Consider the following 11,421-nt stretch of genomic DNA (forward strand, 5'->3'; position numbering starts at 1 on the left):
TGAACCCCAGTTGTGCCGCCACCTGCCCGAGCGGCGCGATTTACAAGCGTGAAGAGGACGGCATTGTGCTGATCGACCAGGATAAATGCCGCGGCTGGCGTCTGTGCATCAGCGGCTGTCCGTACAAGAAAATCTACTTCAACTGGAAAAGCGGCAAATCAGAAAAATGCATCTTCTGCTATCCGCGCATTGAATCCGGCCAGCCGACCGTCTGCTCGGAAACCTGCGTCGGGCGCATCCGCTATCTCGGCGTGCTGCTGTATGACGCGGACCGCATTGAAGAGGCGGCCAGCACCGAGCATGAAACCGATCTGTACGAGCGCCAGTGCGACGTGTTCCTGAATCCAAACGACCCGGCCGTGATTGAAGAAGCACTGAAACAGGGTATCCCGCAGAACGTGATTGACGCCGCCCAGCGCTCGCCGGTCTATAAAATGGCGATGGACTGGAAGCTGGCCCTGCCGCTACATCCGGAGTACCGCACCCTGCCGATGGTCTGGTACGTGCCGCCGCTGTCACCGATTCAGTCCTACGCTGATGCGGGCGGCCTGCCGCAGAGCGACGGTGTCCTGCCTGCCGTTGAAAGCCTGCGCATTCCGGTGCAGTATCTGGCGAACATGCTCAGCGCGGGCGATACCGGCCCGGTGCTGCGCGCCCTGAAGCGCATGATGGCGATGCGCCATTACAAACGTTCCCAGACCGTGGAAGGCGTGACCGATACCCGCGCCATTGAAGAAGTGGGCCTGACCGAAGCGCAGGTTGAAGAGATGTATCGTTATCTGGCCATTGCCAATTACGAAGATCGCTTCGTGATCCCGACCAGCCACCGTGAAATGGCGCGCGACGCCTTCCCGGAGAAAAACGGCTGCGGCTTCACCTTTGGCGACGGCTGCCACGGCTCCGACACCAAATTCAACCTCTTCAACAGCAGCCGCATTGACGCGATTAACATCACCGAGGTGCGCGAACACGGGGAGGGAGAATAATGCAAATCCTCAAAATCATCGCGCTGCTGATCGAATATCCCGATGAAACCCTATGGGATAGCCGTGATGAAGCGTTTTCGTTGATTGAGCAGGACGCGCCCACGCTGCTGCCGTTTACCCGGCAGCATCTGAACGCCCCGCTGCTGGATAAACAGGCCGAGTGGTGCGAGGTTTTTGAGCGCGGTCGCGCAACGTCGCTGCTGCTGTTCGAGCACGTTCACGCTGAGTCCCGCGATCGCGGTCAGGCGATGGTCGACCTGATGAGCCAGTACGAGAAAGCCGGGCTGCAGCTCGACTGTCGTGAGCTGCCGGATTACCTGCCGCTCTACCTGGAATACCTCAGCATCGTCACCGACGATGAAGCTCGCGAAGGATTACAAAACGTCGCGCCGATCCTGGCGCTGATTGGGGGACGTCTGAAGCAGCGCGGCGTGGCGCATTACCAGCTATTTGACGCCCTGCTGGCGCTGGCGGGTACGCGGCTTTCCAGCGACAGCGTGGCGACACAGGTGTCCAGTGAAAAACGGGATGATTCCCGCCAGGCGCTGGACGCCGTCTGGGAAGAGGAACAGGTCAAGTTTATCGAAGACAACGCCACATCGTGCGACAGCTCGCCGATGCAGCAATATCAACGACGCTTTAGCCAGGACGTCGCGCCGCAGTACGTGGACGTCAGCGCCGGAGGCCCAAAATGACACACTACCTGAACGTGTTTTTCTATGACATTTACCCCTACATCTGCGCCACCGTCTTTTTCCTCGGCAGCTGGTTGCGCTACGACTACGGGCAGTACACCTGGCGCGCCTCGTCGAGCCAGATGCTCAGCAAACGCGGCATGAACTGGGGCTCGAACCTGTTTCATATCGGGATCCTGGGGATTTTCTTCGGACACCTGTTCGGCATGTTAACCCCGCACTGGATGTACGCCTGGTTTTTACCCGTCGCGGTTAAACAGCAGTTGGCCATGATGGCGGGTGGGGTTTGTGGCGTATTGACGCTGATTGGCGGTTCTATGCTGCTTTACCGCCGCCTGTTCAATCAGCGCGTGCGCGCCACGTCCACCACGCCGGATATCATCATCATGAGTATTTTGCTGATCCAGTGCATCCTGGGCCTGACCACCATCCCCTTCTCCGCACAATATCCTGACGGGAGTGAGATGATGAAGCTGGTCGGCTGGGCGCAGGGGATCGTGACGTTTAAGGGAGGCTCATCAGAAATGCTGAGCGGCGTGGCGCCGATCTTCCGCGTTCATCTGGTGCTCGGGATGACGATCTTCCTGATCTTCCCGTTCCCCCGTCTGGTGCACGTGTGGAGCGCGCCGTTTGAGTATTTTACCCGTCGGTATCAGGTGGTGAGATCGCGTCGTTGATTTTGTCGGGTGGCGGCTACGCCTTACCCGACCTACGTTCAGGTTCCTCCTGGCCCGGTAAAGCGTAGCCGCCACCGGGCTATAATCAGCCTACGGAACCTCCGGTTACCAGAGAGAGAATAAATAACAGCAACAACACTGCGACGATCAGCCCGAACGCAAGCAGCACAGCATGAAAGGTCAGCGTTAGCCCTGAGAATAGAAGTGCCCCAGAGATACCCCAACGGCTCTCCTTGCACATTCCTCCGATGAACGAAAGTCCCAGTGCCACAACAGCGAGTATAATCCCGGCGTTAAGAATAATGCTGTCGATATCAACCGTCGTTTTTTCTGTTCGGGCAGCAGGACGCTCTCCCTTTAACCCCGCAATTACCCCTTGTTTTACAGCCGAAACTTTCTCAGCAACAATAACCTCAAGCGCTGCCGGCTTTGGAGAAAACGGTCCGAATGAAAACTGAACGATTGAGAGAATGAGTGCAATTCCCCCCAAAAACATTCCCAATGAACTGAATTTATTTCGTAATACGATTTCCATATCAACATGCCTTCGAGTAATGCCGCCGCGTGGGCTGTAGGCCCGGTAAGGCGTAGCCGCCACCGGGCGATTAAGACTGAAGCATGCCGTTTTGCAGAAGAAAATTCCACCACGGAATGCCACAAACTCTATGGACCTGAAACGTGACTGGTTTTATGAAGTGCGGAAAAATTCAGAGAGATGACAGTATGTCGAGCTGCCGGTTCAGAATACGCGTCGCGGGGATTATTTCACCGATGCGCTGGCTTGGGCGACGGAGAATCTCCAGCTCGCACTCACGCTGGACTGCGTGGCGGAGAAAGCCTGCATGAGCCGACGCAGTTTTACCCGGCGGTTCCAGCAAACCACGGGGGAAAGTTTTTCGCGCTGGCTACTCAACCAGCGCATCATCGTCGCACAGCGCTATCTCGAAAAAACCGACCAGCCTGTGGATGACATTGCCGAGCGCGTCGGTTTTCCCTCGACGACCTCTTTACGCCGTCACTTTCACAATCTGCTCAATACCTCACCTTCCCGCTATCGACGCGAGTTTCGCGGCCGATAATGAAGTGAGTTATTTTCCCTGCGTTTCAAAACCCGCCATCACGGCCGTGAGCTCAGCCAGTGAAAATCCGTGTTTTGCATCGTCAACGCCCAGTCCAAAGCGTTCCTGCATCAGTCGGTAAAGCGCTTCAGCGTCCGGCAAATGGATCTGCTCCTCCACATGGCCATTTTGCCAGTGGGTAAAGTTGAAGTTGGTTAGCGTCAGCTTGCCGCCATCCGGCAGATGACGACACATCAGCAGATGGTGACGGAAATGCGACTGCGGCCAGTGCGCCGACCAGAAATTCCCCATAACGTAATCACTGAAATACTGCGTCGTCAGGTCAAACTGATACATCGACTGCCAGTGCTCGTGGTGGCGGAACTGCAGTACCCAGTCGTTACCCTCACTCAGCAGACGATACAGCCCGTGCGGCGTCTCTTGTTCTTCATTGGCAAGCAAACGAATCGGCGCCGTCAGCGTCTGGCCGCCAAACCCTACGTCGGCAATCCAGCGCTCACCGTTAAGCTCCACCAGCAGCAGGCGATGCGTGCGCGGCGGCATTTGCGGCGGATTTGCCAGAACGACGCGCCCCAGCACGCTGCGTACCGTAAAGCCAACTTCGCGCAATACGCGTTCGAACAGGCCGTTTTGCTCAAAGCAATAGCCTCCGCGGCGCGCGGAGACCAGCTTGTCGACCAGATTCTGATCCTCAAGGTGGATCTCTCGCGGCAGAACGACATCAATATTTTCAAACGGGATCGCGCCGTTGTGGTGTAAATGCAGCGCGCGCAGCATGTCGATATCAACAGCGGTTGGTTGCGTCCAGCCGATGCGAGCGAAATAGGCGGTCAGAAATGGGGACATTCATCAGTTTCCTTTGATTGCGATGTTTTGTTTATAAACTAATTTTATGCGTCCACTTTGATTTACGTGCTTTTTCGTCATACTCATCAAAGTAAATAAGGAGCCTCTATGAATCACTTTCGCCCTGTTGAATTACGTCATGCCAGCCGTCTGCTGAACCACGGTCCGACTGTGCTTATCACCAGTCGGGATGAAAGCCTCGACAGACGCAACGTGATGGCCGCCGCATGGTCAATGCCCGTTGAGTTTGAACCGCCGCGCATCGCGATCGTCGTGGATAAAAGTACCTGGTCACGTGAGCTGATTGAGCGCAGCGGGAAATTTGGCATCGTCATACCCGGCGTGGCAGCGGCCAACTGGACATACGCGGTCGGTAGCGTCAGCGGACGCGATGAAGACAAATTCAACTGCTATGGGATCCCGGTCGTGAACGGTCCTGAACTTGGCCTGCCGGTTATTGAAGAGAAATGTCTGGCGTGGATGGAGTGCCGGTTATTACCTGTAACTTCTGCGGCAGAAAAATATGACACCCTGTTTGGTGAAGTGGTTTCAGCAGCAGCAGACGAACGCGCGTTTGTCGCTGGCCGCTGGCAGTTTGACGGGGATAAGCTGAACACCCTGCATCATCTTGGTGCCGGGACGTTTGTGGCGAGTGGGAAGATTGTGAAGGCGTTGGATTGATTTTTTAAACATATGCGTCTGAATTATATAAAATTTCTATGGCATTTTATGTTTACTATTGCGTTGTGAAACTGAGGATATTTCCGGAGTTGCTGCATTAGCACTCACGCGTTAAGGAAATATCAATGTCATGGAATAAAGATGGCGCAATCTCGTATGCCAAATCACACGCCCAACCGAAGAGCACCGGTTATTGTGCTCGCTACGTCACCGAAGCGATCAGAACGGGGGAAGATTAAAAATCCCCAATACGCGTCTGGCGAAAGATATGGGCCGTACCTTGGTCAACGCTGGATTCCGCCTGGTATACGATCAACCTCATGCCGGTGACGTAGCCGTTATCCAAAATATAGTGGGTCACGATAGCGGGCACGTTTGCATATACGATGGTCAGCAGTGGATCAGCGATTTTGTACAACGCACCCTGTATCCAGGACAGGCTTACCGCAACATACAACCTCATTACGAACTGTTCAGGCATGATTAATGAAACCACTCTACTTATTACTTTTCACCCTTTCTCCGCTCGCGGTCGCAGAAAACATTTATACACCGGGCCAGGCAGCGCTTAAATTCAATCAATGGTATATCGCGCAGTTAGAACAGAACAAACCGCCCGTACTCAATCCAGACGTTATGAATGATTACGTTGCCTCTGGGACAATTGCAGCAGTTAAAGAATTGTATTCAGGCGACAGTAATGAAAAAGATATGCCCGACGCGGATATGTTTATCAAAGCACAGGACTGGGATGATGACTGGAATCAGATAACCGTCTTACATTCTGATTTTGACGCCGTTTGCACAAACGTCTATATCGCGTTTGGTAAGAAGCAAGATCATGTTGTTGCGGATTGTCTCGTTGAAGAACAAGGAAAATGGAAAGTTCGATCGGCGACGCTAATTAAGCAACAGGCATAAGCTCCCAGTCGTACTAATAAAAACACATGGTAGCCTAACGACTACCATGTGCAATTAATTAACTACTTAGAACGCCGCGAAATAATCTCTTCCGCAACATTCCGCGGAGCTTCCGCAAAATGATGGAACTCCATCGTGTACGTCGCGCGTCCCTGTGACATAGAACGCAAGGTGGTGGCGTAACCAAACATCTCTGCCAGCGGCACGTCAGCACGAATAATCTGGCTGCCGTACTGCTCTGCCATCCCCTGCACCATGCCGCGACGGGAAGAGAGATCACCCATAATATTACCGGCGTACTCTTCCGGCGTTTCCACCTCCACGTGCATCACGGGCTCCAGGATAACCGGATCCGCTTTACGCGCGCCCTCTTTGAAGCCCAGGATCGCCGCCATGCGGAAGGCCATCTCCGAGGAGTCGACGTCGTGATACGAACCAAACGTCAGGGTGGCTTTCACATCCACAACCGGATATCCCGCCAGCACCCCAGAGTTCATGGCCTCACGCAGTCCTTTCTCAACGGAAGGAATATACTCGCGCGGCACCACGCCTCCCTTGGTGGCATCTTCAAATTTAAAGCCGCTGCCCGGCTCTAACGGTTCAAGGCTGAGCACCACATGGCCGTACTGCCCTTTACCGCCGGACTGACGGACAAATTTGCCTTCGATGTCCTTCACCGCTTTACGCAGGGTTTCACGGTAGGTTACCTGTGGACGACCAATATTTGCCTCCACGCCAAACTCACGCTTCATGCGGTCGACGATGATTTCCAGATGAAGCTCGCCCATCCCGGAGATAATCGTCTGGCCAGACTCCTCGTCGGTGTGGAGACGGAAAGACGGATCTTCCGCCGCCAGACGCTGCAGCGCGATACCCATTTTCTCCTGGTCGGCCTTGGTTTTCGGCTCGATCGCCAGAGAAATTACCGGGTCCGGGAACTCCATACGTTCAAGCGTAATAACCGCATTAGGGTCGGTCAGCGTGTCACCGGTCGTGACATCTTTCAGACCCACGCAGGCCGCGATATCGCCCGCGCGCAGTTCGTCCACCTCGTGGCGATCGTTCGCATGCATCAGCACGATACGCCCGATACGTTCTTTCTTCCCTTTTACCGGGTTATACACCGCGTCGCCTTTGCGCAGCACGCCGGAGTAGACGCGGATAAACGTCAACTGCCCGACGTACGGGTCGCTCATCAGCTTGAATGCCAGCGCCGAGAACGGTTCGTCATCACTCGGATGACGTTCCGCGTGCTGCCCTTTTTCATCCACGCCATCAATGGCGGGGACGTCCAGCGGCGACGGCATCAGTTCGATCACGGCATCCAGCATGCGCTGCACACCTTTGTTTTTGAAGGCGCTGCCGCACAGCATCGGTTGGATTTCCCCGGCAATGGTGCGAATACGTAGCCCTTTAATGATTTCAGCTTCATCAAGATTGCCCGTTTCCAGGTACTTATCCATCAGTTCATCGCTTGCTTCCGCCGCCGCAGAGACCATTTTTTCGCGCCACTCTTGCGCGGTACCGAGCAGATCGTCAGGTACCGGCGCATAGTTAAACGCCATGCCCTGAGTGGCATCGTCCCACAGAATGGTGCGCATCTTAATGAGATCCACCACGCCGGTGAAATGTTCTTCTGCGCCAACCGGGATCACAATCGGCACCGGATTGGCCTTCAGGCGTTCCTGCATCATCCGCACGACGCGGAAGAAATCGGCACCCGGACGGTCCATTTTGTTGACGAACGCAATGCGTGGAACCTTGTATTTGTTAGCCTGACGCCAGACGGTTTCCGACTGCGGCTGTACGCCGCCCACGGAGTCATACACCATCACGGCACCATCGAGTACGCGCATGGAACGTTCCACCTCTATGGTGAAATCCACGTGCCCCGGAGTGTCGATGATGTTGATCCGGTGCGGCTCAAACCCCCGGTCCATACCCGGCCAGAAGCAGCTGACCGCCGCGGAGGTAATGGTGATACCGCGCTCTTGCTCCTGAGCCATCCAGTCGGTGGTTGCCGCGCCATCGTGTACTTCACCCAGCTTGTGGCTCATCCCGGTATAAAACAGGATGCGCTCAGTGGTGGTTGTTTTACCGGCATCGATATGCGCGGAGATACCGATGTTGCGATAACGTTCGAGGGGGATGGGTCGGGGCATGATATTTCCTTAAGTCTTCAAGACTGTATTGTGACGACCGGGATGGTCGTATATTCGTTCGTTTGCTATAATAGTCCTATTGTACGAGTATTATCGAACTATTTTTTAACGATTGACCTATTGTTGATATAGCTCAATCTGACATTTCACGCAGGAAAACCATGATCCCAAACCACCCCGAACCTGAACAAATACTCCTGGAAAACGTGCTGTTCGCCCTCGGCAACCCGCTCCGCCTCTCGATAATTCGCAGGCTGGCCGACGGCAGTGAACTCAGCTGTAATGCCCTTCGTCCGGAAGATGTGGTGAAATCGACAATGACACACCACTGGCGCGTACTGCGCGACAGCGGCGTTATCTGGCAGCGCCCGCAGGGGCGGGAAAATATGATTTCATTGCGAAGAGAGGATCTTGACGCCCGCTTTCCGGGGCTGATGGAGATACTTTTACAGGCGAAATCATAAGAACATGTGGGGTTTCCCCTGAAAAATGCCCCGTATAGATTTAAGGGGCATCATGTCAGCTAAGGGATTTATCTCACGTGCATACGATACTCAATCATCCCGCTTTTTTTCGCAATCCAGTCGTACAATCGTTGCCCGCGATAATTGGCTTCATGCGTATGCCAGTAAAGATGGGCGGCATGATGTTTCCTTGCTTCTTTCTGAACATATTCTATTAATTGTTTGCCAACGTGTTTGCCTCTGATGGTCTCACAGACATATAAATCTTCGAGGTAGCAGTAATCGCTCTCAGCCCAGGTCGAACGGTGAAAAAGATAATGCGCAAAACCCACTACGTCTCCATCACATCGCGCCACCACGCAGAATAGCGGTTCTACGGGGCTGAAAAATCGTTGCCAGGTTCGTTGAGTGACGGCCCCTGAGAGGTCGACATTATAAAATTCCTGGTATTTACCCCACAGTGGCATCCAGCTTTCAAAATCACGTTCTTTAACTGCCTCAACCGTCACGCTCGTATTGTTCATATTGCCTCTTTCCTTATCCGTTATTTGTTTCAGGAAGAGTGTATTTGCTGAATGGCACGTTTTTCCCCGCCAATTTTTGCCATAAATGCAGACCAATTCTTCATCCTGCTGTCCGCAATATTGCTTTAGAATCAAGAGACACAGAGGAAAAGTGGACAACGTAATGTTTAAGCACGCGCAGCTTGAAACGGTTAAAGCATGGATCATCGATCCTGCAAACGGTTCGCTACCGCTTCACGAAAGAATCCAGAGAGCGATACGGACACTGATACTGGAAGGGATCTTATCTAACGGTAAGGCCCTTCCTGCTTCACGTGCGCTGGCTATCTCACTGAGTGTTTCCCGGGATACGATTGAAGCAGCCTATTCCAGCCTGCATGCGGAAGGTTTTATTGAGCGGCAAACAGGCCGAGGAAGCTTTGTCTCTTCCAGCGCGCGGTTTTTAAAACCTCGCTCTCGACTGCGCCAGCCAACCGCTGAAACACGAAAAGCAAAACTCAGTGCCCGTGGAAAAGTCATCTATGAAAGCGGCGGGATCCGCGAATTTTCCTCACCCCGTCCGCTGGCACCCGGTATTCCTGAAACCCGCATGTTTCCCATTCCAACCTGGGAACGTCTTCAACGGCAGGTCCTGAAGGAATATCAGCACCAGATATTAGCGCAAAGCCCTCCGCAGGGTATGGAGCGCCTGCGGCGAGCAATCGTGGAATATGTCAATCTTGAGCGCGGGACACGGGCGAGTGCAGAACAGGTCATCATTCTGACAAGTTCTCAGCAGGCGCTAGCGCTCTGTTCCCACGTGCTGATGGACACCGGGGATGGCATTGTCATTGAAGATCCCTCCTATCAGGGGGCACACAAAGCGTTCAACGCCGCAGGATTGCACCGTATTCCGGTATCTCTTGATGAAAAAGGCATCTCAGTTGACGGTCTTAATTCTCTGGCCGAACCAGCCAAAGCTATCTACCTTACGCCTTCCCATCAGTATCCTACCGGGGTGACGCTCTCTCTTGACCGACGGCTGGCTGTCATTGACTGGGCAAATCGTCACTCGGCCTGGATCATTGAGGATGACTATGACAGTGAGTTTCACTACGAAGGAAAGCCTATGGCCTGTCTTCAGGGGCTGGATGCTTACCATCGGACAATTTATATCGGCACGTTCACCAAGGCCCTGTTCCCTGGGTTACGTATTGCTTACATGATCGTTCCCTCAGAGTTGACAGAGCCCCTTACCATGGCCAGGACATTAATGGATGGCCATACAGCCTCAATAAACCAATTGACGCTGGCTAAATTTTTGGAAGGTGGGCATTTTGGTGCCTACATTCGCAAGATGCGGAGCGTTTATGTTGCTCGTCGCGACAAACTGGCTAGCCTGATGGAAGAGTATCTTTCTGATTATGTTGCGTGCATAACGCCAGCGGGTGGAATGCAGATGCCTTGTCTCCTGAAGCACGGTATATCTGAGAAAGAGATTGCCGCCGCCGCTCGCCATGCGGGCGTTGATATATTAGGGCTTACCGGTTTATATGCAGGTCCCCCCGGCTCCACCGGTTTTTTGATGGGGTTTGCTGCCTATACGGAGAGGGAAATAGAAGACGCTGTAAAAAAACTGGCCGCAATTTTCCGTCTTGTTTGATGCGGTCGACTGGTCAGCGGCTGATACTCATTCCGGGCGAGCAAGGCTATAAACAGGAACCCGCCGGCTGGTCTTTGTAAGCGTATCAAAGACCTCGGTTTCCGACGTCACAATGCGCACGCCCATTCTCCTTAACCTCTGAACATCCGCCGCGATGCGCTGAATACCAAACCAGAAAAGCCCGTCGAGCGCCGTCACGGACAGCCCGTTTTCCAGCGCCAGCTTGAGTCGTTCGCGGGGCGCTTTCACCTGCAGGGCGATTTGCCGGTAAGGGACTTCATTGCATCCTGTCGCGTCACTGCGCTGGATCCGCGTTTTCAACTGATAGGTAAACTCGTCAGGTATTCCGTTGAGATCCTTTTTAAGGCTATAGACGCAGCCAAAGCGCTTGCCGTTAAACAGAACATTTTTCTGACTAAGCTGCAGCTCGTTTCTGACGCCGTCTATCAGCTGTGGCGCACGGGTGAGGAGAAGCCTGAAGGGAAGCTCGAAGCTGGTCACATAATCCACATTTAGCAGCGCGAGGCGCAAGCGCTCCTCAGCACCGGATTTTTGCTCACGACACTCTTCCAGCACCTCTGCCCACTGGCGCGTCAGGCGTTCCGGCTCGGCGGCTTCGGTAAGGAGATATTTTTCAATCTGGTAATCGACTCGGGTGGTCATAGTGGTGTATCCGGTCGCTGTGGATGGGGTAATTCTATCCAGCGCGGCGACTTTTATAAAGGGCTGAACCGCAACGGCATT

13 protein-coding genes and 1 pseudogene are annotated in these 11,421 nt (G+C 53.9%); 8 read left to right on the forward strand and 6 right to left on the reverse strand.

The window, feature by feature from the left end; all coding sequences use genetic code 11:
• From narH to narI, 3 genes are all read left to right on the forward strand, one after another.
• A partial coding sequence (narH, locus tag ENTMO_RS26620) for a nitrate reductase subunit beta (protein ID WP_010431440.1) occupies positions 1-986 on the forward strand: 986 nt, incomplete at its 5' end.
• Entirely contained in the window at positions 986-1,681 is a 696-nt protein-coding gene (narW, locus tag ENTMO_RS0112815) for a nitrate reductase molybdenum cofactor assembly chaperone (RefSeq protein ID WP_010431443.1), read from the forward strand. The genes narH and narW, both read left to right, overlap by 1 nt.
• A complete protein-coding gene (gene narI / locus ENTMO_RS0112820; RefSeq protein WP_010431445.1) occupies positions 1,678-2,358 on the forward strand; it encodes a respiratory nitrate reductase subunit gamma in 681 nt (226 codons plus the stop codon). The genes narW and narI overlap by 4 nt, the downstream gene beginning before the upstream one ends.
• Before the next feature lie 85 nt (positions 2,359-2,443).
• On the opposite strand, the gene ENTMO_RS0112825 is transcribed toward narI, so the two are convergent.
• Positions 2,444-2,893: a hypothetical protein gene (locus ENTMO_RS0112825; RefSeq protein WP_010431448.1), complete on the reverse strand. Its 450-nt coding sequence runs from the start codon at positions 2,891-2,893 to the stop codon at positions 2,444-2,446.
• 184 nt (positions 2,894-3,077) lie between these two features.
• Here ENTMO_RS0112825 and ENTMO_RS24125 point away from each other — a divergent pair.
• Positions 3,078-3,437, forward strand: a pseudogene (locus tag ENTMO_RS24125) (helix-turn-helix domain-containing protein); the annotation flags it as partial.
• Positions 3,438-3,446: 9 nt separating this feature from the next.
• Here ENTMO_RS24125 and nhoA read toward each other — a convergent pair.
• Positions 3,447-4,283, reverse strand: a complete 837-nt coding sequence (nhoA, locus tag ENTMO_RS0112835; RefSeq protein ID WP_010426133.1) for an N-hydroxyarylamine O-acetyltransferase — start codon at positions 4,281-4,283, stop codon at positions 3,447-3,449.
• A gap of 108 nt (positions 4,284-4,391) precedes the next feature.
• Between nhoA and ENTMO_RS0112840 the strand changes: the two genes are divergently transcribed.
• Positions 4,392-4,964 (forward strand): flavin reductase family protein, encoded by a 573-nt coding sequence (locus ENTMO_RS0112840; RefSeq protein ID WP_010426134.1) that lies wholly within the window; start codon positions 4,392-4,394, stop codon positions 4,962-4,964.
• A gap of 235 nt (positions 4,965-5,199) precedes the next feature.
• On the opposite strand, the gene ENTMO_RS26875 is transcribed toward ENTMO_RS0112840, so the two are convergent.
• A complete protein-coding gene (locus ENTMO_RS26875) occupies positions 5,200-5,445 on the reverse strand; it encodes a hypothetical protein (RefSeq protein ID WP_324292037.1) in 246 nt (81 codons plus the stop codon).
• 5 nt (positions 5,446-5,450) lie between these two features.
• Here ENTMO_RS26875 and ENTMO_RS0112855 point away from each other — a divergent pair, with 5 nt between their 5' ends.
• Positions 5,451-5,885 carry a DUF3828 domain-containing protein gene (locus tag ENTMO_RS0112855; protein ID WP_010431452.1) on the forward strand — a complete coding sequence of 145 codons (435 nt, stop codon included), beginning with the start codon at positions 5,451-5,453 and terminating at the stop codon, positions 5,883-5,885.
• A gap of 62 nt (positions 5,886-5,947) precedes the next feature.
• Here ENTMO_RS0112855 and fusA read toward each other — a convergent pair whose 3' ends face one another.
• Positions 5,948-8,047, reverse strand: coding sequence for an elongation factor G (fusA, locus tag ENTMO_RS0112860; RefSeq protein ID WP_010426139.1), 2,100 nt, complete (start codon positions 8,045-8,047; stop codon positions 5,948-5,950).
• A gap of 161 nt (positions 8,048-8,208) precedes the next feature.
• Between fusA and ENTMO_RS0112865 the strand changes: the two genes are divergently transcribed.
• Positions 8,209-8,511, forward strand: coding sequence for an ArsR/SmtB family transcription factor (locus ENTMO_RS0112865; protein WP_010426140.1), 303 nt, complete (start codon positions 8,209-8,211; stop codon positions 8,509-8,511).
• Positions 8,512-8,579: 68 nt separating this feature from the next.
• Here the strand turns inward: ENTMO_RS0112865 and ENTMO_RS0112870 are convergent, their stop codons facing one another.
• Entirely contained in the window at positions 8,580-9,035 is a 456-nt protein-coding gene (locus ENTMO_RS0112870; RefSeq protein ID WP_010426143.1) for a GNAT family N-acetyltransferase, read from the reverse strand.
• Positions 9,036-9,198: 163 nt separating this feature from the next.
• On the opposite strand from ENTMO_RS0112870, the gene pdxR reads away from it, so the two are divergent.
• Complete coding sequence (gene pdxR / locus ENTMO_RS0112875) at positions 9,199-10,677, forward strand: MocR-like pyridoxine biosynthesis transcription factor PdxR (RefSeq protein ID WP_010431456.1); 1,479 nt, start codon at positions 9,199-9,201, stop codon at positions 10,675-10,677.
• A gap of 27 nt (positions 10,678-10,704) precedes the next feature.
• On the opposite strand, the gene ENTMO_RS0112880 is transcribed toward pdxR, so the two are convergent.
• Entirely contained in the window at positions 10,705-11,340 is a 636-nt protein-coding gene (locus ENTMO_RS0112880) for an ECs1377 family protein (RefSeq protein WP_010426145.1), read from the reverse strand.
• Positions 11,341-11,421 lie beyond the last annotated feature (81 nt).

Origin of the sequence: Enterobacter mori LMG 25706, from assembly GCF_000211415.1 — a bacterium.
GTDB classification, from domain to species: domain Bacteria; phylum Pseudomonadota; class Gammaproteobacteria; order Enterobacterales; family Enterobacteriaceae; genus Enterobacter; species Enterobacter mori.